Origin of the sequence: Novosphingobium organovorum (genome assembly GCF_022832435.1) — a bacterium.
In the GTDB taxonomy this organism is placed as follows: Bacteria; Pseudomonadota; Alphaproteobacteria; order Sphingomonadales; family Sphingomonadaceae; genus Novosphingobium; species Novosphingobium organovorum.
Map to the genome: position 1 here is coordinate 26,442 of NZ_JALHLF010000023.1, position 19,948 is coordinate 46,389.

The 19,948-nt window shown below is 62.3% G+C and carries 29 protein-coding genes; 2 read left to right on the top strand and 27 right to left on the bottom strand.

The annotated features are described in order from the left end of the window. Nucleotides 1-97: 97 nt before the first annotated feature. On the top strand, nucleotides 98-1,429 hold the full coding sequence (locus MTR62_RS08340) for a hypothetical protein (RefSeq protein WP_244018883.1): 1,332 nt from the start codon (nucleotides 98-100) through the stop codon (nucleotides 1,427-1,429). A gap of 20 nt (nucleotides 1,430-1,449) precedes the next feature. Here MTR62_RS08340 and MTR62_RS08345 read toward each other — a convergent pair whose 3' ends face one another. The 21 genes from MTR62_RS08345 to rpsJ form a co-directional block, all read right to left on the bottom strand. Next, nucleotides 1,450-2,604, bottom strand: a complete 1,155-nt coding sequence (locus tag MTR62_RS08345; RefSeq protein WP_244018885.1) for an ankyrin repeat domain-containing protein — start codon at nucleotides 2,602-2,604, stop codon at nucleotides 1,450-1,452. Nucleotides 2,605-2,897: 293 nt separating this feature from the next. Beyond that, on the bottom strand, nucleotides 2,898-3,074 hold the full coding sequence (gene rpmD, locus MTR62_RS08350) for a 50S ribosomal protein L30 (protein WP_244018887.1): 177 nt from the start codon (nucleotides 3,072-3,074) through the stop codon (nucleotides 2,898-2,900). 6 nt (nucleotides 3,075-3,080) lie between these two features. Beyond that, nucleotides 3,081-3,800, bottom strand: a complete 720-nt coding sequence (rpsE, locus tag MTR62_RS08355; RefSeq protein WP_244018889.1) for a 30S ribosomal protein S5 — start codon at nucleotides 3,798-3,800, stop codon at nucleotides 3,081-3,083. 2 nt (nucleotides 3,801-3,802) lie between these two features. Beyond that, complete coding sequence (gene rplR, locus MTR62_RS08360) at nucleotides 3,803-4,141, bottom strand: 50S ribosomal protein L18 (protein WP_244018891.1); 339 nt, start codon at nucleotides 4,139-4,141, stop codon at nucleotides 3,803-3,805. Beyond that, nucleotides 4,141-4,674, bottom strand: coding sequence for a 50S ribosomal protein L6 (rplF, locus tag MTR62_RS08365; protein ID WP_244018893.1), 534 nt, complete (start codon nucleotides 4,672-4,674; stop codon nucleotides 4,141-4,143). Before rplF ends, rplR begins: the two co-directional genes overlap by 1 nt. Continuing rightward, nucleotides 4,674-5,069, bottom strand: coding sequence for a 30S ribosomal protein S8 (gene rpsH / locus MTR62_RS08370; RefSeq protein ID WP_214196740.1), 396 nt, complete (start codon nucleotides 5,067-5,069; stop codon nucleotides 4,674-4,676). The genes rplF and rpsH overlap by 1 nt, the downstream gene beginning before the upstream one ends. A 14-nt stretch (nucleotides 5,070-5,083) precedes the next feature. Next, entirely contained in the window at nucleotides 5,084-5,389 is a 306-nt protein-coding gene (rpsN, locus tag MTR62_RS08375; protein ID WP_244018894.1) for a 30S ribosomal protein S14, read from the bottom strand. A 29-nt stretch (nucleotides 5,390-5,418) separates the two neighbouring features. Further along, the gene (gene rplE, locus MTR62_RS08380) at nucleotides 5,419-6,000 is read right to left on the bottom strand and encodes a 50S ribosomal protein L5 (protein WP_244018896.1); all 582 of its coding nucleotides are present in this window, start codon (nucleotides 5,998-6,000) and stop codon (nucleotides 5,419-5,421) included. Continuing rightward, nucleotides 5,993-6,307 carry a 50S ribosomal protein L24 gene (rplX, locus tag MTR62_RS08385; RefSeq protein WP_244018898.1) on the bottom strand — a complete coding sequence of 105 codons (315 nt, stop codon included), beginning with the start codon at nucleotides 6,305-6,307 and terminating at the stop codon, nucleotides 5,993-5,995. Before rplX ends, rplE begins: the two co-directional genes overlap by 8 nt. Beyond that, nucleotides 6,307-6,675: a 50S ribosomal protein L14 gene (gene rplN, locus MTR62_RS08390; protein WP_244018900.1), complete on the bottom strand. Its 369-nt coding sequence runs from the start codon at nucleotides 6,673-6,675 to the stop codon at nucleotides 6,307-6,309. The genes rplX and rplN overlap by 1 nt, the downstream gene beginning before the upstream one ends. 89 nt (nucleotides 6,676-6,764) lie before the next feature. Then, a complete protein-coding gene (gene rpsQ, locus MTR62_RS08395; RefSeq protein WP_244018902.1) occupies nucleotides 6,765-7,052 on the bottom strand; it encodes a 30S ribosomal protein S17 in 288 nt (95 codons plus the stop codon). A gap of 12 nt (nucleotides 7,053-7,064) precedes the next feature. Further along, entirely contained in the window at nucleotides 7,065-7,268 is a 204-nt protein-coding gene (rpmC, locus tag MTR62_RS08400) for a 50S ribosomal protein L29 (RefSeq protein WP_244018904.1), read from the bottom strand. 4 nt (nucleotides 7,269-7,272) lie between these two features. Further along, on the bottom strand, nucleotides 7,273-7,704 hold the full coding sequence (gene rplP / locus MTR62_RS08405; RefSeq protein WP_244018906.1) for a 50S ribosomal protein L16: 432 nt from the start codon (nucleotides 7,702-7,704) through the stop codon (nucleotides 7,273-7,275). Between the two features lie 22 nt (nucleotides 7,705-7,726). After that, entirely contained in the window at nucleotides 7,727-8,422 is a 696-nt protein-coding gene (rpsC, locus tag MTR62_RS08410; RefSeq protein WP_244018908.1) for a 30S ribosomal protein S3, read from the bottom strand. Between the two features lie 3 nt (nucleotides 8,423-8,425). Further along, nucleotides 8,426-8,803 (bottom strand): 50S ribosomal protein L22, encoded by a 378-nt coding sequence (rplV, locus tag MTR62_RS08415; RefSeq protein ID WP_244018910.1) that lies wholly within the window; start codon nucleotides 8,801-8,803, stop codon nucleotides 8,426-8,428. Continuing rightward, the gene (gene rpsS / locus MTR62_RS08420; RefSeq protein WP_226633307.1) at nucleotides 8,803-9,081 is read right to left on the bottom strand and encodes a 30S ribosomal protein S19; all 279 of its coding nucleotides are present in this window, start codon (nucleotides 9,079-9,081) and stop codon (nucleotides 8,803-8,805) included. Before rpsS ends, rplV begins: the two co-directional genes overlap by 1 nt. A gap of 6 nt (nucleotides 9,082-9,087) precedes the next feature. Continuing rightward, nucleotides 9,088-9,924 (bottom strand): 50S ribosomal protein L2, encoded by an 837-nt coding sequence (gene rplB, locus MTR62_RS08425; protein ID WP_244018912.1) that lies wholly within the window; start codon nucleotides 9,922-9,924, stop codon nucleotides 9,088-9,090. Nucleotides 9,925-9,928: 4 nt separating this feature from the next. Next, nucleotides 9,929-10,243 (bottom strand): 50S ribosomal protein L23, encoded by a 315-nt coding sequence (locus MTR62_RS08430; protein ID WP_244018914.1) that lies wholly within the window; start codon nucleotides 10,241-10,243, stop codon nucleotides 9,929-9,931. After that, complete coding sequence (gene rplD, locus MTR62_RS08435; protein WP_244018916.1) at nucleotides 10,236-10,862, bottom strand: 50S ribosomal protein L4; 627 nt, start codon at nucleotides 10,860-10,862, stop codon at nucleotides 10,236-10,238. Before rplD ends, MTR62_RS08430 begins: the two co-directional genes overlap by 8 nt. A 3-nt stretch (nucleotides 10,863-10,865) precedes the next feature. Further along, nucleotides 10,866-11,621 carry a 50S ribosomal protein L3 gene (gene rplC / locus MTR62_RS08440; protein WP_244018918.1) on the bottom strand — a complete coding sequence of 252 codons (756 nt, stop codon included), beginning with the start codon at nucleotides 11,619-11,621 and terminating at the stop codon, nucleotides 10,866-10,868. Between the two features lie 374 nt (nucleotides 11,622-11,995). Then, nucleotides 11,996-12,307, bottom strand: coding sequence for a 30S ribosomal protein S10 (gene rpsJ, locus MTR62_RS08445; RefSeq protein WP_007011873.1), 312 nt, complete (start codon nucleotides 12,305-12,307; stop codon nucleotides 11,996-11,998). Nucleotides 12,308-12,522: 215 nt separating this feature from the next. On the opposite strand from rpsJ, the gene MTR62_RS08450 reads away from it, so the two are divergent. Then, nucleotides 12,523-13,095: a hypothetical protein gene (locus MTR62_RS08450; RefSeq protein ID WP_244018920.1), complete on the top strand. Its 573-nt coding sequence runs from the start codon at nucleotides 12,523-12,525 to the stop codon at nucleotides 13,093-13,095. A gap of 119 nt (nucleotides 13,096-13,214) precedes the next feature. On the opposite strand, the gene tuf is transcribed toward MTR62_RS08450, so the two are convergent. The 6 genes from tuf to MTR62_RS08480 all read right to left on the bottom strand — a co-directional run. Next, the gene (gene tuf / locus MTR62_RS08455; RefSeq protein WP_244018922.1) at nucleotides 13,215-14,405 is read right to left on the bottom strand and encodes an elongation factor Tu; all 1,191 of its coding nucleotides are present in this window, start codon (nucleotides 14,403-14,405) and stop codon (nucleotides 13,215-13,217) included. Between the two features lie 95 nt (nucleotides 14,406-14,500). Continuing rightward, nucleotides 14,501-16,594 carry an elongation factor G gene (gene fusA, locus MTR62_RS08460; RefSeq protein WP_244018924.1) on the bottom strand — a complete coding sequence of 698 codons (2,094 nt, stop codon included), beginning with the start codon at nucleotides 16,592-16,594 and terminating at the stop codon, nucleotides 14,501-14,503. Nucleotides 16,595-16,743: 149 nt separating this feature from the next. Then, complete coding sequence (gene rpsG, locus MTR62_RS08465) at nucleotides 16,744-17,214, bottom strand: 30S ribosomal protein S7 (RefSeq protein ID WP_214196712.1); 471 nt, start codon at nucleotides 17,212-17,214, stop codon at nucleotides 16,744-16,746. Nucleotides 17,215-17,308: 94 nt separating this feature from the next. Continuing rightward, on the bottom strand, nucleotides 17,309-17,680 hold the full coding sequence (gene rpsL, locus MTR62_RS08470) for a 30S ribosomal protein S12 (RefSeq protein WP_007682177.1): 372 nt from the start codon (nucleotides 17,678-17,680) through the stop codon (nucleotides 17,309-17,311). 684 nt (nucleotides 17,681-18,364) lie between these two features. Then, a complete protein-coding gene (locus tag MTR62_RS08475; RefSeq protein WP_244018925.1) occupies nucleotides 18,365-19,567 on the bottom strand; it encodes a hypothetical protein in 1,203 nt (400 codons plus the stop codon). A gap of 154 nt (nucleotides 19,568-19,721) precedes the next feature. After that, on the bottom strand, nucleotides 19,722-19,948 hold a 227-nt coding region (locus tag MTR62_RS08480; protein WP_244018927.1), incomplete at its 5' end, for a hypothetical protein.

The following is a 19,948-nucleotide window of genomic DNA, read 5'->3' on the forward strand; positions in this document are numbered from 1 at the left end:
CATACTCCTCGGCGTCGCGGTCGCCCTAAGGGTAAGCACCTATGGGTCGCCGAACATCACCGTCGACGAAGCGTTCTATCAGACGGTTGGTGTTGCCATGCACAAGGGCTACCTGCCCTATGTCGACATATGGGACCGCAAGCCCTGGGGCCTGTTCTTCCTCTACTATCTGATCGCCTTCTGTTCGTACACTCCGCTCGCTTACCAACTCGTCGCAACGCTCTTTGTCACCGCGACCGCCTGGGTAATCGGACGGCTAGCGACACTGGGCCGGGCAGTCCCCAAAGCGGGCCTCTATTGCGGCATCGTTTATCTGCTCTGGCTCGACAGGCTGCAGGGCTTCGGCGGGCAAACCCCCGTGTTCTACAACCTATTCATGGCGACCGCCGCCCTGCTCGTCTTTCGGGCGCGCACAATTCTGCGCGCGGGCCGTGCCCCGTGGAGTGTTGCTGCGGCCATGCTTCTTGCGGGCTGCGCAATTACCATCAAGACGACCGCCGTGTTCGAAAGCCTCTTTTTGGGCATCACCTGTGCGGTGTGGTTCATGCAAGCTCCAGTCTCACGCGACCGAAAAGGCGCGACGATCGCAGCGTTAGCTCTGGCAGGCGCCGCTCCATCACTCGCGATCACAGCGTGGTACGCGCTGCACGGATACTGGCAGATCTATTGGCAAGCCATGGTGCTTTCGAACCTCGCCAAACCAACGAACACCGACAGCTCGGCCATTCGCGCGGTAATCGACTTCATCATCGTCGCTCCCATCCTCATCGTCGCCGCGCTCTCGTTACCGGACTGGAAGGGCCCCCTATTTCATTTCGTGCGCTGGTGGCTGCTCGCCGCCTTCATCGGGCTTTGCTCGGTGCCCAACTTCTTCATGCATTATGCGCTGCCGATACTCGTCCCGCTCTGCGTCCTACCTGAACGTCTCTTCGAGCGGCGCATTGTAGGCCCCGTCGCCCTTGCCCTGCTCGCAGCCTGGTCTCTCCAGAACACTCACGCTTTCGATTTCGAACGGACTCAAAAGACCCGTCAATCACTTGCTGCACTGGTCCGCGCCATCCGCACGCACGACAACGGACACGGCTTGTTCGTCGTCGATTCGGCTTCGCAACTCTACATGCTAACCGATCAGCCGATCCCTACCCCGTTGATCTTCCCATCACACTTGGGCCTGGCCTTCGAAAAGGACGTCAGCCACCTTTCGACGATGGGCGAGGTACGCCGTGTCCTGCGCACGAGCCCTGGCACCGTGGTTATTCCCCACCAGCCCATCGACGGGCCTCCCAACATGGAAGTGTTCCGCGCCGTACGCAGATACGTCCATACGCATTGCAGAAGGGTCGCTAGTGTACGCCTCTACGAGATCATGAACGTGATCCCAACCGACGTCTGGGCGCAGTGTCACCCCGGCAAATTGCACCGCGAGTAAGCACGCGCCGAATCTTACGCTTACTTCCCGATACCGAACACCAGCTTGGCATCACCCGGCACGGTCGTCGCAAAGGCATCGCGCGCCGGCGTCCACTTCACCAGCTTCATCGCCACTTCGCATAGTTCGGTATCAAAGGCCGGCGAATTGGAGGCCGGAACCATTTGGCAGCTCGTCGACTTGCCCTGCGCATCGATCGCGAAATCCAGTTCATGGCGACTGAAGGGCAACTTGCGCAAGACAGGATCGTAGCGAGACCGAATTTCGGCAAAGGCGCGGTTGAAGTCCGCCAGGCTGCCATCGTCATAGCGCGGGTTCTGCCGAAGGTAGGCAAATTGCTCGTCACTGACATAGGGTTTGAGCCGCAGAATCATGTCACTCCAACGCATCAGACGCGCGACCTGAAGCGGCGATTGGCGATCAATTGCCGTCTGGCACGTCGCCCCAGTCGGATTCGCCCCCGCTGCGATCAGGACATCCGCCGTCCGCCAACGCTGATAGGCAATCGCCCACGCAAGCGGTGTGAGGCCGAACATATCGGGCCTGTCGATGTCCGACGGATGCTCTTGCAACAGCCGCCGCAACTGGTGCGTGTCGTTGTGTCGCGCCGCATAGCCCATCGTGTCAACCGGCATTACCCCGTTGAGACTGGCAAACCCATAAGGCTGGGCGATCGGCTGATCGGGTTTGATCTCGGGCTCGGGACCAACATCCGCAATCGGCCGGCAGATGTCGCGATAAGGGTAGCGCGGGTCTGCCATCAACGCCGCGTTATAGCGCCGGCCAAAGGCGGTAACGGCATCCCCTTCGCCCTTGCCTTCTGCCGCGGCGAGATCGGGTACAAACGCCAGCGCGCGCACGGACCACGGACTGGGATCACCCAGCACACGGCATTGCGCGTTGTACAATTCAAGCGAAATGCCGTTGCGCGTGGTGACGGCCGCCAGACGAAAATCCCCCTGCCCTGCCGCGTCATGTGCCAGAGCGACGGGATCAAGCTTACGATGCTCGGACAGCCTACGCCTGAGATGCAGATCCTTATCCCGCATCGCCGCGAGGATCGCAGGGCGCGCGCGAAAATCACCGCACTGCGCCACCCCTTGCCCCTCCGGAGCCGGCGCCTCGACACCGTCAGCCTTCGACTGACAACCCGACAGCAACGCACCGGCCAGCATGAACGCAAGCCCTAACGAACAACGCCGTACAACCGACATCCTTGGACGCAGGGCAAACGGGACGAAAAGGGAATCTGCGGTCACGACACTACTCGACAAAGGACCAGAAAGGCGCTGCGCATAGCACAGACTTACGACAAGAGAAGATGCATCCGTGAAACGATACCCTCTAGGACCGCGCTGCCGGGCCCAAAAAGCGAGGGCATCATGCAAAAGGGGCCCCGACGCGAACGTCGGAGCCCCTTTCGTCATCAGGTGCGACGCGGCTTCACCAGGAAACCGCATCAAGGCCGTCAGCCGACGACCGCAACCATATGCGGAAGCTTCGCGATAGCGCCACGAACTTCGGGCGTATCCTCAACTTCGACAACGCGGTGCATCTTGCCGAGACCCAGGCCGATAAGGACCTTCTTCTGGCTCTCGGGGCGACGGATCGGCGAGCCGATCTGCTTGATCTTGATCTTTGCCATTGTCGCTTACTCCACGATGGCTTCAGCTGCGGCCTCGGCCTCAGCTTCGCTCGCGCCGCCGCGGCCCAGAAGGTCAGCGACCTTCTTGCCACGACGCTGGGCCACCGACTTGGGCGACGACTGGTCACTCAGGGCGTCGAAGGTAGCACGGATCATGTTGTAGGGGTTCGAGGTGCCGACCGACTTGGTGACGACGTCATGGACGCCCAGGCTCTCGAACACGGCGCGCATCGGACCGCCGGCGATGATGCCGGTACCGGCCGGAGCCGTACGGACGTTGACGCGGCCGGCGCCGAAGTGGCCCTTGCCGTCGTGATGGAGGGTACGACCCTCCTTCAGCGCGACGCGGATCATCTTCTTCTTGGCCGAAGCGGTTGCCTTGGTGATCGCCTCGGGAACCTCGCGGGCCTTGGCATGGCCAAAACCGACACGGCCCTTGCCGTCGCCCACGACGACCAGAGCGGCGAAACCGAAGCGCTTACCGCCCTTGACGGTCTTCGAGACGCGGTTGATGTGAACCAGCTTCTCGATCAGCTCTTCGCCCTGCTCCTCGTCCTCGCGACGACCGCGACGGTCGTCGCGACGGCCTCGGCCGCCACGCTCACCGCGTTCGCCACGGCCACGACCGCTACGACCACGACCGCCTTCACGGCCATCACGGGCTTCGCCGCCCTGCGGGTGCTCAGCCGCAACCGGCTGTTCGATGGTGTTGTTTTCGTCAGCCATGCTCAGAACTCCAGCCCGCCTTCGCGGGCGGCATCGGCCAGCGCCTTGACGCGACCATGGTACAGGAAGCCACCGCGATCGAACACGACCGTGGTGATGCCCGCCTTCTTGGCGGCCTCGGCCAGTTCCTTGCCAACGCGAACGGCGGCATCGGTGTCAGCGCCCTTGCTGCCAAGCGTGTTGGCAGCAGCGACCGTACGGCCCTGCGCATCGTCGATGATCTGGGCGTAAATGTGGCGACCGGTGCGGTGCACCGAAAGACGCGGACGACCACCGGCCGAAGCGCGAAGGGCGGTGCGCACGCGCTGCCGGCGGCGCTCGAAAAGGGAAAGCTTTGCCATTACTTCTTCTTCCCTTCCTTGCGGAAGATGAACTCGCCGCGGTACTTGATACCCTTACCCTTGTAGGGCTCGGGCTTGCGCCAGCGACGGATCTCGGCCGCAATCTGGCCGACCTTCTGCTTGTCGATTCCGGAAATCTCGATGGTCGTGTTGTCCGGAGCCTTGATCTCGATCCCTTCGGGGATCGCGATGTCGACGTCGTGCGAGTAGCCGAGCTGCAGCTTGAGGGTCTTGCCCTGAATCTGCGCACGGTAGCCCACGCCCTTGAGCTCGAGAACCTTCGAGAAGCCTTCGGTCACACCGCCAACCAGATTGGCGACTAGCGTACGCTGCATACCCCAGTGGCTGCGAGCCTGCTTCGACATGTTGATGGGTTGGATAGCAACCGCCCCCTCTTCCACCGAACAGGTGACCTGGTCGGACACACCCATGGTGAGGGTGCCCTTGGGCCCCTTCACCGAGAGGACGTTGTCCTTGAGATCGGCAGTCACGCCCGCGGGGATCGCCACGGCCTTCTTACCAATGCGGCTCATCAGAACACCTCCGCCAGCACTTCGCCGCCAACGTTGTCCGCGCGCGCTTCGGCATCCGAAAGCACGCCCTTGGGCGTCGAGACGATGGTGATGCCAAGGCCGTTGCGCACAACCGGGAGTTCCTTCGAACCCGAGTAGACGCGGCGGCCAGGCTTGGAGACGCGGGCGATGTGCTTAATAGCGGGTTCGCCCTCGAAATACTTCAGCTCGATGCGCAGCTGCGGATGGGCACCGGTGGTGTCATCACTAAAGCCACGGATGTAGCCCTCGCGCTGGAGAACTTCGAGCACGCGCGCACGCAGCTTGCTGGCGGGAGAAAGGACCGAGTCCTTCTTCGCCTGCTGGCCGTTGCGGATGCGGGTGAGCATATCACCCAGGGGATCGGTCATAGCCATTGCTTATGTATCCCTTACCAGCTCGACTTGGTCACGCCGGGGATCATGCCCTTGTTGGCAAGATCACGCAGCTCAACGCGGCACAGGCCGAACTTGCGGTAGTAACCACGCGGACGACCGGTCGTGGCGCAACGGTTGCGAACCCGGGTGGGGTTGCCGTTGCGCGGGATCTCGGCCAGCTTCAGGCGGGCGATCAGACGCTCGGTTTCATCGAGCGAGTTGTCGTCAGCAACAGCCTTGAGGCGCGCGTACTTGCCTGCATACTTCTTGACGAGCTTCTTACGACGCTCGTTCTTGTTCACGGAACTCAGTTTCGCCATGGACTTAAGCTCTCTTCCTCAGCGGCGGCTCACGCCGCCTCCTTCTGTTCCTCGGCTTCAGCCGGGAACGGGAAACCGAAAAGGCGCAGCAGCTCGCGCGATTCCTCATCGGTCTTTGCGGTGGTGGTGACGATGATGTCCATGCCACGCACCTTCTCGATCTGATCGTAGCTGATCTCCGGGAAGATGATCTGCTCCTTCAGTCCCATCGCGTAGTTGCCGCGACCGTCGAACGACTTGGCGTTCAGGCCACGGAAGTCGCGGATGCGGGGCATCGCGATCGTGATGAGGCGGTCGAGAAATTCGTACATGCGCTCGCGACGCAGGGTCACCTTGCAACCGATCGGCATGCCTTCACGCAGCTTGAACTGCGCGATCGACTTGCGGGCCTTGGTGATAACGGGCTTCTGGCCGGCGATCTTTTCCATTTCGGCCGCGGCTGTCTGGACCTTCTTCTTGTCCTGGCTCGCCTCGCCCACGCCCATGTTGAGCGTGATCTTCTCGATCTTGGGAACTTCCATGACGTTCTTGTAGCCGAACTTCTCGGTCATCGACTTGACGATTTCCGCATCGTACTTCGAACGCATGCGCGGGGTGTACTTATCAGCCATCGATGGTCTCCCCGGTCTTGACGGCCACACGGACCTTCTTGCCGTCCTTCACTTCGAAGCGAACGCGGGTCGGCTTGCCGTCAACGGCAACCGCGACCTTGCTGATCGCCATCGGAGCAGGCTTGCGGTCGATGCCGCCCTGCGGGTTCGCCTGGGTCGGCTTGCGGTGGCTGGTGGCGACGTTCACGCCCTCGACCACGACCTTGCCGTCCTTGGGGAGGACCTGGAGTACGGTGCCGGTACGGCCCTTGTCCTTGCCGGACAGGACGACGACGGCGTCACCCTTCTTGATCTTCGCGGCAGCCATTACAGCACCTCCGGAGCGAGCGAGATGATCTTCATGAAGCCCTTCGAGCGCAGTTCGCGCACGACGGGACCGAAGATACGGGTGCCGATCGGCTCCTCGTTCTTGTTGATCAGCACGGCAGCGTTGCCGTCGAAGCGAATGACACTGCCGTCGGGACGACGAACGTCCTTGGCGGTGCGCACGATGACGGCACGGTGGACGTCACCCTTCTTCACGCGAGCACGCGGCTGCGCTTCCTTGACCGACACCACGATGATGTCGCCGACGCTCGCAAACCGACGCTTCGAGCCACCCAGCACCTTGATGCACTGGACGCGCTTCGCGCCGCTGTTGTCCGCGACGTCGAGATTGGATTGCATCTGGATCATTGATCCGGTTCCTTCTCAACGGCTTGCCGGAACCAGTCCGGCAGTTCCAAAAAAGCTCCCCCGGTGCACGCACCGGGGGCGACTCAAATTCAGTTGGCGGCCTCTACGTCAAGGTTGGCCTCGATGGCAACCCCCTTGCCGGCCTGAAGTGCATCAAGGACCTTCCAGGTCTTCGACTTCGAGATCGGCCGGGTCTCCTCGATGCGGACGCGATCACCGATGTGAAACGCGTTTTCCTCGTCGTGGGCGGCATACTTCTTCGAGCGACGAATGATCTTGCCGTAAAGCGGGTGCTTCACGCGGCGCTCGACGAGAACGGTAACGGTCTTGTCGGTCTTGTCGGAAACGACGGTACCGATCAGAATACGCTTGGGCATCGTGTTTCCTCCTTACTTCGCCGCAGCCGCACGCTCAGCCTGGAGCGTCTTGATGCGGGCGATGTCGCGACGGACCTGCTTGATCCGGGCCGGTGCCTCGAGCTGGCTCGTGGCGGCCTGGAAGCGCAGGTTGAACTGCTCGCGCTTGAGCGCAACCAGCTCTTCAGTGAGTTGGTCGTCGGTCTTGGCGCGGAAGTCTTCGGTCGTGCTGGCCATGAGATCAGCCCTCCAGGTGCGAGGTGTCGCCGAGACGGGCAACGACCTTGGTCTTGATGGGAAGCTTCATCGCAGCGCGGCTGAAAGCCTCGGCGGCGAGCGGGCCGGCAACGCCGTCCAGCTCGAACAGGATGCGGCCGGGCTTCACACGAGCGGCCCAGTATTCCACCGACCCCTTGCCCTTACCCTGACGGACTTCGGCAGGCTTCTTCGAAACCGGCACGTCCGGGAAGACGCGGATCCAGAGACGACCCTGGCGCTTGATGTGACGCGTGATCGCGCGGCGAGCCGCTTCGATCTGGCGGGCGGTAATCCGCTCGGGCTCGAGGGCCTTGAGGCCGTACGAGCCAAAGTTCAGATCGGTGCCGCCCTTGGCAGCGCCCTTGATCCGGCCCTTGAAGGCCTTGCGGAACTTGGTCTTTTTCGGTTGCAGCATGGTGCTTACTCTATCCTAAGCCTCAACGCGCCGGGCGAACGCCGGAGGTCTGAGCCTCCATCATGAGCCGGTCCTGCGCCGTCGGGTCGTGGCCCAGGATCTCGCCCTTGAAGACCCAGACCTTGATGCCGATGATACCGTAGGCGGTCAGCGCCTCGGCTTCGGCATAGTCGATGTTCGCACGCAGCGTGTGGAGCGGCACGCGGCCTTCGCGGTACTGCTCGACGCGTGCGATTTCCGCACCGCCCAGACGACCACCGCACATGATCTTGATGCCTTCGGCACCCAGACGCATGGCCGACTGCATCGCACGCTTCATCGCACGACGGAAGGCAACGCGGCGGATCAGCTGGTCGGCGATGCCCTGCGCGATCAGCTTGGCGTCGATTTCCGGCTTGCGGATCTCGACAATGTTCAGCTTCACTTCGCTGGTCGTCATGACCGAGAGCTTCTTGCGCAGCTTCTCGATGTCAGCGCCCTTCTTGCCGATGATCACACCGGGACGGGCCGCGTAGATCGAGATGCGGCACAGCTTGGCCGGACGCTCGATGACCACCTTCGAGATCGCCGCCTGAGGGGCGTTCTCGAGGATGAACTTGCGGATCTTGAGGTCTTCCTCAAGCAGCTTGCCGTAGTCCCGGCCTTCCGCGAACCAGCGGCTGTCCCAGGTACGGTTGATCTGCAGACGCAGACCGATCGGATTGCTCTTGTGACCCATGGATCAGGCCTCCTCGACTTCGCGAACGACGATCCGCAGGCGCGAGAACGGCTTGAGGATGCGGGTGCTCTTGCCGCGGCCACGGGTGTGGAACCGCTTCATGGTGATCGACTTGCCAACCGAGGCCTCAGCGACGACCAGCGAGTCGACGTCGAGGTTGTGGTTGTTTTCCGCGTTGGCGATCGCCGAGGCGAGAACCTTGCGGGCGTCAACGGCCATCGCCTTCTTCGAGAAAGCGAGGATGTTCATCGCGTCCTCGGCCTTCTTGCCGCGGATGAGCGCGGCGACGAGGTTGAGCTTCTGCGCCGAACCACGGATCGTGGTACCGACCGACAGGGCTTCCTTTTCGCCGACGCGGCGGGGTGCTGCCTGCTTGCTCATTAGCGCTTGCCCTTCTTGTCGGCGGCGTGGCCGGGGAACGAACGCGTGGGCGCGAATTCACCGAACTTGTGGCCGACCATGTCCTCGTTGACCGAGACCGGGATGAACTTGTGGCCGTTGTAGACGTTGAACGTCAGACCAACGAACTGCGGAAGGATGGTGGAGCGACGCGACCAGGTCTTGATCGGTGCTGCACGGTTGCCGGCATCCTGCGCAACCTCGGCCTTCTTGAGAAGGTACAGGTCGACGAAGGGGCCTTTCCAGACGGAACGTGCCATCGTGTCTTACCTCTTCTTCTTGGCGTGGCGCGAACGGATGATCATCTTGTCCGTCTGCTTGTTGTTGCGAGTACGAGCGCCCTTGGTCGGCTTGCCCCAAGGGGTAACCGGGTGGCGACCGCCCGAAGTACGGCCTTCACCACCACCATGCGGGTGGTCGACCGGGTTCTTGGCAACACCACGGGTAAGCGGGCGACGGCCCATCCAGCGCTTGCGACCGGCCTTGGCGAGGGTCTGGTTCTGGTTGTCGGGGTTCGACACCGCACCGACCGTGCCCATGCAATCGCCGCGCAGGTAGCGCTGCTCGCCCGAGTTCAGGCGAACGATGACCATGCCGCGGTCACGACCGACGACCTGGACATAAGCACCGGCCGAACGTGCGATCTGACCGCCCTTGCCGGGCTTCATTTCGACGTTGTGGCAGATCGTGCCGACCGGCATCTGCGACAGAAGCATGGCGTTGCCCGGCTTCGTGTCGGTCTTCTCCCCGGCGATGACCTTGTCACCCGCGGCGAGACGCTGCGGCGCGATGATGTAGGCCTGTTCGCCGTCAACGTACGAGATGAGCGCGATGAACGCGGTGCGGTTGGGATCGTATTCGATCCGCTCGACGGTGCCTTCCACGTCCCACTTGCGACGCTTGAAGTCGATGTAGCGGTACTTCTGCTTGTGGCCGCCGGCGATGCCACGCGACGTGACATGACCCTTGTTGTTGCGGCCACCGGTCTTGCGCTTGCCTTCGGTCAGAGCCTTGACAGGCTTGCCCTTCCACAGCGCCGACTTGTCGACGAGGACCAGGCCGCGGCGGGCGGGGCTGGTCGGGTTGTAATGCTTGAGTGCCATCGGATCAGCCCTGTACGCCTTCGGTGATGTCAATCGGCTGCTGACCTTCGGCCAGCGTGACAATCGCCTTCTTCACGTCGCTGCGGCGGTATTCCTTACCGCGCCAGCGCTTGGTCTTGCCCTTGGTCACCAGCGTGTTGACGCTCTTGACCTTGCGGTCGAACAGCGCCTCGACAGCGGCCTTGATCTCGGGCTTGGTCGCGTCGCCAGCAACCTTGAAGACGACTGCATTGTGCTCGGAGAGCATCGTCGCCTTTTCGGTGATGTGCGGTGCGAGGATCACGTCATAATGACGGATTTGTGCAGCGGACTTAGCCATTGAAGCGCGCCTCCAGCTTTTCGACAGCGGCGCGGGTGAGCACCAGCGTGTCGTGCTTCAGGATATCGTACACGTTCGCGCCCTGGGCGGGGAGAACGTTGACACCGATGATGTTGCGAGCGGCCTTGGCGAAGTTGTCGTTGACGGCTTCACCGTCGATCACGAGCACCTTCTTGCCGAAACCGGCCTGAGCGAGCTGGCTGGCGAGGACCTTGGTCTTGGCGTCGGCAACATCGAGCGTGTCGACGATGACGAGACCGGTCTTGGCCTTCGAGGACAGTGCCATCTTGAGGCCGAGAGCGCGCAGCTTCTTGTTCAGCGACTGGCCGAACTCGCGGCGACGGGCACCGTGAGCCTTACCACCGCCGATGAAGACGGGAGCCGCACGGTCACCGTGACGAGCCGTGCCGCCGCCCTTCTGGCGACCCCACTTCTTGCCGGTGCGCGCAACGTCCGAACGCTCGCGGGTGGCGCGGGCGATGCCGCGGCGGTTTTCCAGCTGCCAGGTGACAACGCGGTGCAGGATGTCCGCGCGCGGCTCGATGCCGAACACGTCATCCGACAGCTCGATGTCGCCGTTGCCGGCCGAACCGTCGATATTGAGGACCTGAACCTTCACGACTTAGCCCTCCTGGCCTTCGGTCGCATCAACGGCCGCGGTGTCTTCCGCGGGCGTGTTGGCAGCCGAGTCATTGGTGTTGGCGGCCGTCTTGAGGCCGGCGGGGTACGGAGCCTCGGCGTGACGGGCGACCTTGACGGCGTCCGAAACGGTGAGCCAGGCGTTCTTCGAACCGGGGACCGAGCCCTTGACGAAGATCAGGCCGCGCTCGTCGTCCACACGGACGATCTCGAGGTTCTGCTGGGTGCGCTGACGGTCGCCCATGTGGCCGGCCATCTTCTTGTTCTTGAACACCTTGCCCGGATCCTGACGGTTACCCGTCGAACCGTGCGAACGGTGCGAGAGCGACACACCGTGGGTGGCGCGAAGACCGCCGAAGCCCCAGCGCTTCATGGCGCCCTGGAAGCCCTTACCCTGGGTGTGGCCTGCGACGTCGACGAGCTGGCCGGGCACGAAGTGCGAAGCTGCGATGGTCGAGCCTACTTCGAGAACGGCGTCATCAGCAACGCGGAACTCGGCGACGCGCATCTTGAGCGAAACTTCCGCCTTGGCGAAGTGCTCGCGCTGCGGCTTGGCAACGTTCTTCTGCTTGGCTTCGCCAGCACCGAGCTGAACGGCGACATAGCCGTCGCGCTCTTCGGTGCGGACCGAAACCACCTGACAATCTTCCAGCGCCAGAACGGTAACGGGCACGTGCCGACCGTCCTCCTGGAACAGGCGGGTCATCCCGACTTTCTTGGCGATCACGCCAGTACGCATGATCTGTCTCCTCAACAGAGGCCTGCCCGGGCCCATCCCGAACAGGCGTGTCCAGCCCAATGATGTGATGCATGCCCCGTCCGGGCTGGGTGTTCCCTGCACTGGCCCGAACGGCCTGGCGGAAACGAGACGGGGGACGCATTCCCGGCAAGACCCGAAGGTGCCGCCAGAGGTATCCCTTGTGTCCCCTCTACGCCGCCGGACCGTGTGGCCGGGCACCTGGGGGGCTCTGTCTCTGCGGGTTTCTCCCCGCAAAGCCGATCATTCCGGATCGACAAGGCTATCTGGACCCGAAGATCCGAATTCTGCGCCGATCGTTTACCGTCCGATCGAACCGACGTTCGGGGCCACCGAAGCAGCCCCGCAAGCGAGCCTTAGGCCAGCTTGATCTCGACGTTCACGCCGGCCGCGAGGTCCAGCTTCATCAGCGCGTCGACAGTGGCGGCGTTCGGCTGCACGATATCAAGCAGGCGCTTGTAAGTGCGGACTTCGAACTGCTCGCGCGACTTCTTGTCGATGTGCGGACCGCGGTTCACAGTGAACTTCTCGATCTTGGTCGGCAGCGGAATGGGGCCCCGAATGAGCGCGCCGGTGCGGCGGGCCGTGTCAGCGATTTCGCCAGTCGCCTGGTCGAGCACGCGGTGGTCAAACGCCTTGAGGCGAATGCGGATGTTCTGAGCTTCCATGTACCTGCTACCGATGAGAAAGAGCCAAAGGGCACGAAGCCCCGTTAAATTCGAACCGCGCCCCTACACGCTACTTGCGAGTCGTTCAAGCCCTCTTTTTGGCGGTTCTGCCGGTTTTTCGGCGCGCGAGGCACCGCCCCATCGCCTTTCGCTTTCCAGCCCGGCCACACCTCGGTAAGCCAGGCTGGCGACGCTTTTGGATGCCCCTTCCACGCATGTACTCCCGCACGATCGTTTACGCCACGCTGGGCCTGGCCACCTTTGCGTTCGTTACCCCCGCCGCCCCCCATGCCAGTACCTTCGGCTACCCCTACCTGCGCGATGCAGTTCCCATCGACCTCGGCGCGCCTGAGATACAGCCTGACGATTCGGCCACCCACACGGATGCCCCACCCGACACCGACACCGACACCCTGGCCGATGCAGACATACTGACGGCCCACGCCACCATGCCTCCTTCCCCGGACCAGGAAATCGATGCGGCATGCCGCGCCGCTGCCCGAGCCTCCAACGGCGGACACGACGGCACGATCATCGCCTGCTTCCATGGCGGCCAAAACACCAGCCAACGCATCCCGCACACCGCAACTGAGGATACCAGCACCCACACTGGCGCCCCCACCCCGCCCGACGTGAGCGGCCTGCCCGGCTGCCTCGGCCCGTGCATAACGCTGCACTTTGGAAGGGTGCCTCCACCCGTCTACTACATCGACCTTAAGTCCATCCCCGAAGCCCCCAAGGGCTCGGACGCGTGGAAAATCAGCCAGGGGCTCCAACGCCAGCCTTGAAGGGATACCAGGCCTGAACGCACGCCCGCAGAAACGAACACCGCCCAAAACGAGAAAACCCGACCTTCCTTTCGGAAGGCCGGGTTTTTCGTGTCTCGGATTATCCGAGGATCAGCGAATTACTTCGTGATCTTCGAGACAACGCCCGAACCGACGGTGCGGCCGCCTTCGCGGATTGCGAAGCGCAGGCCATCGTCCATGGCGATCGGCGCGATCAGCTTGACCGAGATGGTCACGTTGTCGCCCGGCATCACCATTTCGGTGCCTTCGGGAAGGATCACTTCGCCGGTGACGTCGGTGGTGCGGAAGTAGAACTGCGGACGGTAGTTCGCGAAGAACGGCGTGTGACGGCCGCCTTCGTCCTTCGACAGGACGTAGACTTCGGCGTCGAACTCGGTGTGCGGGGTGACGGTGCCGGGCTTCGCCAGAACCTGACCACGCTCGACCTGCTCACGCTTCAGACCACGGATCAGAGCGCCGATGTTGTCGCCAGCTTCGCCCTGATCGAGCAGCTTGCGGAACATTTCAACGCCGGTGACGGTGGTCTTCTGGGTGTCACGGATGCCGACGATCTCGACTTCCTCGCCAACCTTGATGATGCCGGTTTCAACGCGACCGGTCACAACCGTACCACGACCCGAGATCGAGAACACGTCTTCGACGGGCATCAGGAACGACTTGTCGGTCGGACGCGGGGGCTGCGGAATGAAGTCGTCAACCGCCTTCATGAGCTCAAGGATCTTGTCCTTGCCGATTTCGTCGTCACGGCCCTCGAGAGCGGCCAGAGCCGAACCCTTGACGATGGGAATATCGTCGCCCGGGAAATCGTACGACGAGAGCAGCTCGCGCACTTCCATTTCGACGAGCTCGAGGAGCTCTTCGTCGTCGACCTGGTCGACCTTGTTGAGGAAGACGACCAGCGCCGGCACGCCAACCTGACGAGCAAGCAGGATGTGCTCGCGGGTCTGCGGCATCGGGCCGTCAGCGGCGTTCACGACGAGGATCGCGCCGTCCATCTGAGCAGCGCCGGTGATCATGTTCTTGACGTAGTCAGCGTGACCCGGGCAGTCGACGTGAGCGTAGTGACGCGCGTCGGTCTCGTACTCGACGTGAGCGGTCGAGATGGTGATACCACGCTCGCGCTCTTCGGGAGCCTTGTCGATGTTCGCGAAGTCGACGGCTTCACCGAAACCGGCGTCGGCGAGGACCTTGGTGATCGCGGCAGTCAGCGTGGTCTTGCCGTGGTCGACGTGACCGATGGTGCCGATGTTGCAGTGCGGCTTGTTCCGCTCGAATTTTGCCTTGGCCATCTTACAAACCTTCTTTCACAATGAAATTGAAACTGGGGAATTCGGAGCGGCTCCCGCAGAATCAGCAGGCGCCGCCCCTAGAACCATTCTTGCCCTTAAGCAAGCTTCTCCTTCACTTCCGCCGCGACGTTGGCCGGAACCTCGTCGTAGTGCGAGAAGATCATCGAGTACTGCGCACGCCCCTGGGTGAAGGAACGCAGCTGGTTCACGTAGCCGAACATGTTGGCGAGCGGCACATTGGCCTCGACAACCTGGGCATTGCCGCGGCTGTCGGTGCCCTGGATCTGACCACGGCGGCTGTTCATGTCACCGATCACGTCGCCCATGAACTCTTCCGGGGTCACAACCTCGACCTTCATGATCGGCTCGAGGATCTTGATGCCAGCCTTCTGCGCCGCTTCGCGCATCGCACCGCGACCCGCGATTTCGAACGCCAACGCCGAGGAGTCGACGTCGTGGTACTTACCGTCGAGCAGCTCGATGTCGAAGTCGACGATCGGGAAGCCGATGAGCGCACCGGTTTCGGCGGTTTCGCGCATACCCTTCTCGACCGACGGGATGTATTCGCGGGGGATGTTGCCGCCCTTGACCGCGTCGACGAAGTTGATGCCAGCGCCGCGCTCACCGGGGGTGAGCTTGACCTTGACTTCACCGAACTGGCCCGAACCACCCGACTGCTTCTTGTGGGTGTAGGTCAGCTCGACCGGACGCGCGAGGTATTCGCGGTAAGCCACCTGCGGCGCACCGACGTTGGCTTCGACCTTGAACTCGCGACGCATGCGGTCGACGATGATGTCGAGGTGAAGTTCGCCCATGCCCTTGATGATGGTCTGGCCCGATTCGTGATCGGTCGAGACGCGGAAGCTGGGATCCTCGGCAGCCAGACGCGACAGGGCGATGCCCATCTTTTCCTGGTCGGCCTTGGTCTTGGGCTCCACCGAGAGCTCAATAACCGGCTCAGGGAATTCCATGCGCTCAAGGATGATCGGCGACTTCTCGGCGCACAGCGTGTCACCGGTGGTCGTCTCCTTGAGACCCGCGACGGCGACGATGTCACCGGCGTAACCCATGTCGATGTCTTCGCGGTTGTTCGAGTGCATGAGAAGCATGCGCCCGACCTTTTCCTTCTTGTCCTTGACCGAGTTCAGGTACGAACCCTTGGACAGCATGCCCGAATAGATGCGGCAGAAGGTCAGCGAGCCAACGAAGGGGTCGTTCATGATCTTGAACGCCAGCGCAGCGAACGGCGCGTTGTCGTCCGAGGGACGCTCTTCCTCGACTTCGGTGTCGGGGTTGATGCCCTTGATCGCGGGAACGTCGATCGGGCTCGGCATGTAGTCGACGACGGCGTCGAGCAGGGGCTGAACGCCCTTGTTCTTGAACGCCGAACCGCACAGCACGGGGACGAACGCACGCTCGAGCGTGCCCTTGCGGATCAGCTTCTTGAGCGTGTCGACGTCGGGCTCGGTACCTTCGAGGTAGGCTTCCATGACGTCGTCGTCCTGCTCGACGGCGGTCTCAAGAAGCTTCTCGCGGTATTCAGCGGCCTTGTCGGCCAGCTCGGCGGGGATTTCACCGTAGGTGAACGAGGCGCCCAGGCCGTCGTTTTCCCACACGATCGAGCGCATCTTGACCAGGTCGACGACGCCCGCGAGGTCGGCTTCGGCGCCGATCGGCAGCGTCAGCACGAGCGGGTTCGCGCCGAGACGATCGATGATCGACTGAACGCAATAGTAGAAGTCGGCGCCGGTGCGGTCGAGCTTGTTGACGAAGCACATGCGCGGAACGCCGTACTTGTCGGCCTGACGCCACACGGTTTCGGACTGCGGCTCAACGCCGGCCACGCCGTCGAACACGGCGACCGCACCGTCGAGCACGCGCAGCGAACGTTCGACTTCGATGGTGAAGTCGACGTGGCCGGGGGTGTCGATGATGTTGATGCGGTGCTCTTCGCCCTGGCCGTCTTCAGCCTTCCAGAAGGTCGTGGTCGCAGCCGAGGTGATGGTGATGCCGCGTTCCTGCTCCTGCTCCATCCAGTCCATCGTCGCGGCACCGTCGTGCACTTCGCCGATCTTGTAGGACTTGCCGGTGTAGTAGAGGATACGCTCGGTCGTGGTGGTCTTGCCGGCGTCGATGTGCGCCATGATACCGATATTGCGGTAGCGTTCGATCGGATGGCTGCGTGCCATGGTGCAGGTTCCTTAGCAGGAGGATGAGGAGGCGAATGCGGGCCCAAATAAACCCGTGCCTCCTGAAATGAAAGTGTGACGCGGCCATGACACCGCCCGGACGGGGAAAATCCCCGACCGGGCGGTCACGGCGCGCGCCACGAAGCGTCTTACCAGCGGTAGTGCGAGAAGGCGCGGTTCGCGTCCGCCATGCGGTGCGTGTCTTCGCGCTTCTTCACGGCGTTGCCGCGGTTGTTCGCCGCATCCATGAGCTCGCCCGAGAGGCGTGCCGACATGGTGGTCTCGGGACGGTTGCGGGCCGCGGTGATGAGCCAGCGGATCGCGAGGGCCTGGGCGCGCTCGGGACGCACTTCCACGGGGACCTGGTAGGTCGCACCGCCGACGCGGCGGCTGCGAACTTCGATCTGCGGCTTCACGTTGTTGAGCGCATCGTGGAACAGCTGGACCGGATCGGCCTTGGCGCGGGTTTCCATGGTGTCGAGCGCGCCATAGACGATACGCTCGGCAGCCGACTTCTTGCCGTCGTACATGAGGTTGTTCATGAACTTCGACAGGACCAGATCACCAAACTTCGGATCCGGCAGGATTTCCCGCTTCTCGGGACGACGACGACGTGACATCGTTTGGAATTCCTTATTCTTGCGGACGGGCGCGGGTGCGCATCACCATCCGTGCAATTTCATGGAGCGGCGCGAATGGCGCGCCGCCGCCGGATCACTTCGGACGCTTGGCGCCGTACTTCGAGCGCGACTGCTTGCGGTCCTTGACGCCCTGCGTGTCGAGCACGCCGCGCAGGATGTGGTAACGCACACCGGGAAGGTCGCGCACACGGCCGCCGCGGATGAGCACGACCGAGTGCTCCTGCAGGTTGTGGCCTTCACCCGGAATGTACGAGATGACTTCGCGGCTGTTGGTGAGACGCACCTTGGCGACCTTGCGAAGTGCCGAGTTCGGCTTCTTCGGGGTCGTGGTGTACACGCGGGTGCAGACGCCACGCTTCTGCGGGTTCTGCTCCATGGCCGGGACCTTGGACTTGGCCTTCTGCGGCTCGCGACCCTTGCGGATCAGCTGGTTGATAGTGGGCATCTATACTCTTCTTTCAAATCGGGAGTGCGATGGATCCGGCCCGCGCCGTGGCCAGAGCCTCCCTTTCGGGATTGGCCACGGGACGGACCCCTCGCACCCTGTTTCTCAGGGCCGGTGCACGCGAACGAAGGAAGAGTATTGAAGGATCGCGGAACGCCTTTTGCGCCAGCCCACCCCGCCACACCGGCAGGAAGAACCCAACGTTCGTCCGCGAGCCGAAAAACACTCCACCCGGCCCAAAGGCACCGGATTACTCTGCGCGAGGGCTTTTCGCGGAAAGACCCAGCGCCCGAATCGGGCCAGGTCCGGCTTCAAGGAACCCTTCCCGCCCCCAAGGAGGCCGGGAATCCGCCGAAAAACACGCATCGCGCAGTGTTCAGCTCTATACGCCCCCGCAGGCCCAGCCCACAGGGAAGCCGCGCCCTTACGGGAAACCGGGGTTTTGGTCAAGGCGGGCGGCAACCCAAGCACCAAGGTCGCCGCCTTGCCTTGCCAACCAGTCCGGGCCCACCGGACCCACCGCCCGCTGAAGTCGCCCCCTCCCCGATAAACGCTATCGCGCCGAAAGTTCAGCCGAAGAAGGTATCGGCAAATCGGAAGCCCGGCGCCAGCCCTGACGCGCCACCTTCCTGACCATGCGCACCGCAGGCAAGGGGCTTGGACTCGCCTCGGAGCGTCTACGGACTAGCCCACGAGGTAGGAGCACGTCGCTTTCGACACCGACGAGTCCTCCTTGCCCTCGACAACCTCGGCTTGTGCAAAACGCGCCACAGACCCCATCTTGCGGGGAGCAACCCCACATCGCACCACACCGGCCAGGCTGGTGATGCCCGCTGCCGTGTCGATCAGCCGAAAAGACACGACAAGCCCCGCACTGACAACAGCCGCCCCAGGGACCCCAAACGTGTAAATGAGGCCCGAGCGCGTCCTACTTGTCCCACCCGACTGCTCGATGGAAACCCGAAGGATTTTCACGCCCCCTGAATCGTAGAGCCCCTCCTGCTGCACAGCCAAGGCCAGCGGCGCCACGGGAGCCTTGTCCGTTACGGCGTTGAGAGAAACAGCCAGAGCATCCGCCGCCGACACAGCGGCCTTTGCCTTGGCATCCTCAGCGCAATGCCGCAGCGCATCGGCACCTCGCAACATGCGATCATAGCTCTGCAACAGAGCGCTTGCCCGAGGATCCCCCTGCATTTCAGCCGGCAAACGAAAGGCCACAGCCTGTGTTTCCGACGGCCCGAAAGTCGCACTTTGCCATCGAACCGGCCCGACACGATCCGATGCCTTAGCCGACACCTTCAATTTGGCCCCCTTGTTGAGAAGGATTGCGCCAGTCAGCGCACGATCCTCGACCGACAACGAAACGGGAGCAAAACTTGTGGATGTTGCCACCGCCGGAATGATATCCGCAACAGACGGGCTCACTATAGTGCCACCCGGCAGCTTGAGCTTTTTACCCAATAGCGCCGCAAATTTATCATCGCCCCCCGGAATGTCTGCCTTCGCGGCTGGGTCCTTACACATTTTGGTACTCGCCACGAATTCGCTGACTGCCTCCAGTCGGCGCTTCACTGCAAAATAGGTCGCTGCGTTGACCGTTTCACTGCTCGTCAGCAGCAAAATATTGGCAGTCGCTCCATGATCTTTGACCAGAGCAGCAATGATAGCGCCGGCCTGATTGATGGCATCGGTTTCAAGTAGAGCAGCCTCGATAGCCCCGGCACCAGCCCCCAATGCCGTCTTGCCGTCAGCCGCTGTCAGACCGAAAGCCGCTGCGATACCAACCTTCTCAACCTCATCGCTGTCGCCATCATCAGCCGCTACGACAGAAGCACCTGCCGCAAGCACGGCACACACTGAGAAACGAAGAAATTTATGCAAAAACATAACTACCCCCTTAAAGTTACACCTCCAACATAAAAATTATAACATACAAATTCAAATACAAATCCAACAAAATTCGCGCTTCTGAATAATACAAAACTTCAAACGGTGAGAATGATTTGAATAAATTCTAAATTTTTTGAAAGTTCGATCAAAATTAAATGCCCAACACAAGGCTACCAAAAACAATTTTCCTACACGCCCCGCCTCGGGGTATTGAGGGCACAGGGGAAGCCACGCCTGCCAGACGGAGCCCTCTGCCCATGCCCTCCTCACAACCTCCTTCATCGCCACCAAACGACACGCCAACACCGCCGACGCCGCTCACCTGCGCCTCGGCGCGGCCCGCGCGGCGCACCGCGCGCACCGCCTTTGCCAGCGAGC

What these genes read in the sequence shown, in the direction of transcription:
- rplE (WP_244018896.1), bottom strand. Translation starts at nt 6,000, where the DNA reads ATGGCTGATAAGTACACCCCGCGCATGCGTTCGAAGTACGATGCGGAA.
- rpsQ (WP_244018902.1), bottom strand. Translation starts at nt 7,052, where the DNA reads ATGCCCAAGCGTATTCTGATCGGTACCGTCGTTTCCGACAAGACCGAC.
- rplB (WP_244018912.1), bottom strand. Translation starts at nt 9,924, where the DNA reads ATGGCACTCAAGCATTACAACCCGACCAGCCCCGCCCGCCGCGGCCTG.
- rplF (WP_244018893.1), bottom strand. Translation starts at nt 4,674, where the DNA reads ATGAGCCGCATTGGTAAGAAGGCCGTGGCGATCCCCGCGGGCGTGACT.
- MTR62_RS08475 (WP_244018925.1), bottom strand. Translation starts at nt 19,567, where the DNA reads ATGTTTTTGCATAAATTTCTTCGTTTCTCAGTGTGTGCCGTGCTTGCG.
- rpsL (WP_007682177.1), bottom strand. Translation starts at nt 17,680, where the DNA reads ATGCCCACTATCAACCAGCTGATCCGCAAGGGTCGCGAGCCGCAGAAG.
- rplP (WP_244018906.1), bottom strand. Translation starts at nt 7,704, where the DNA reads ATGCTGCAACCGAAAAAGACCAAGTTCCGCAAGGCCTTCAAGGGCCGG.
- rpsJ (WP_007011873.1), bottom strand. Translation starts at nt 12,307, where the DNA reads ATGGAAGCTCAGAACATCCGCATTCGCCTCAAGGCGTTTGACCACCGC.
- rplC (WP_244018918.1), bottom strand. Translation starts at nt 11,621, where the DNA reads ATGCGTACTGGCGTGATCGCCAAGAAAGTCGGGATGACCCGCCTGTTC.
- rplX (WP_244018898.1), bottom strand. Translation starts at nt 6,307, where the DNA reads ATGGCTGCCGCGAAGATCAAGAAGGGTGACGCCGTCGTCGTCCTGTCC.
- MTR62_RS08450 (WP_244018920.1), top strand. Translation starts at nt 12,523, where the DNA reads ATGTACTCCCGCACGATCGTTTACGCCACGCTGGGCCTGGCCACCTTT.
- rplR (WP_244018891.1), bottom strand. Translation starts at nt 4,141, where the DNA reads ATGGCAAAGCTTTCCCTTTTCGAGCGCCGCCGGCAGCGCGTGCGCACC.
- rpmC (WP_244018904.1), bottom strand. Translation starts at nt 7,268, where the DNA reads ATGGCCAGCACGACCGAAGACTTCCGCGCCAAGACCGACGACCAACTC.
- MTR62_RS08340 (WP_244018883.1), top strand. Translation starts at nt 98, where the DNA reads ATGCACAAGGGCTACCTGCCCTATGTCGACATATGGGACCGCAAGCCC.
- fusA (WP_244018924.1), bottom strand. Translation starts at nt 16,594, where the DNA reads ATGGCACGCAGCCATCCGATCGAACGCTACCGCAATATCGGTATCATG.
- rpsC (WP_244018908.1), bottom strand. Translation starts at nt 8,422, where the DNA reads ATGGGTCACAAGAGCAATCCGATCGGTCTGCGTCTGCAGATCAACCGT.
- MTR62_RS08430 (WP_244018914.1), bottom strand. Translation starts at nt 10,243, where the DNA reads ATGGCTAAGTCCGCTGCACAAATCCGTCATTATGACGTGATCCTCGCA.
- rpsE (WP_244018889.1), bottom strand. Translation starts at nt 3,800, where the DNA reads ATGGCTGACGAAAACAACACCATCGAACAGCCGGTTGCGGCTGAGCAC.
- rpsS (WP_226633307.1), bottom strand. Translation starts at nt 9,081, where the DNA reads ATGGCACGTTCCGTCTGGAAAGGCCCCTTCGTCGACCTGTACCTTCTC.
- rpsG (WP_214196712.1), bottom strand. Translation starts at nt 17,214, where the DNA reads ATGTCACGTCGTCGTCGTCCCGAGAAGCGGGAAATCCTGCCGGATCCG.
- rplV (WP_244018910.1), bottom strand. Translation starts at nt 8,803, where the DNA reads ATGAGCAAGCAGGCAGCACCCCGCCGCGTCGGCGAAAAGGAAGCCCTG.
- tuf (WP_244018922.1), bottom strand. Translation starts at nt 14,405, where the DNA reads ATGGCCAAGGCAAAATTCGAGCGGAACAAGCCGCACTGCAACATCGGC.
- rplN (WP_244018900.1), bottom strand. Translation starts at nt 6,675, where the DNA reads ATGATCCAGATGCAATCCAATCTCGACGTCGCGGACAACAGCGGCGCG.
- rpsN (WP_244018894.1), bottom strand. Translation starts at nt 5,389, where the DNA reads ATGGCGAAACTGAGTTCCGTGAACAAGAACGAGCGTCGTAAGAAGCTC.
- MTR62_RS08345 (WP_244018885.1), bottom strand. Translation starts at nt 2,604, where the DNA reads ATGCTGGCCGGTGCGTTGCTGTCGGGTTGTCAGTCGAAGGCTGACGGT.
- rpsH (WP_214196740.1), bottom strand. Translation starts at nt 5,069, where the DNA reads ATGGCTATGACCGATCCCCTGGGTGATATGCTCACCCGCATCCGCAAC.
- rpmD (WP_244018887.1), bottom strand. Translation starts at nt 3,074, where the DNA reads ATGGCAAAGATCAAGATCAAGCAGATCGGCTCGCCGATCCGTCGCCCC.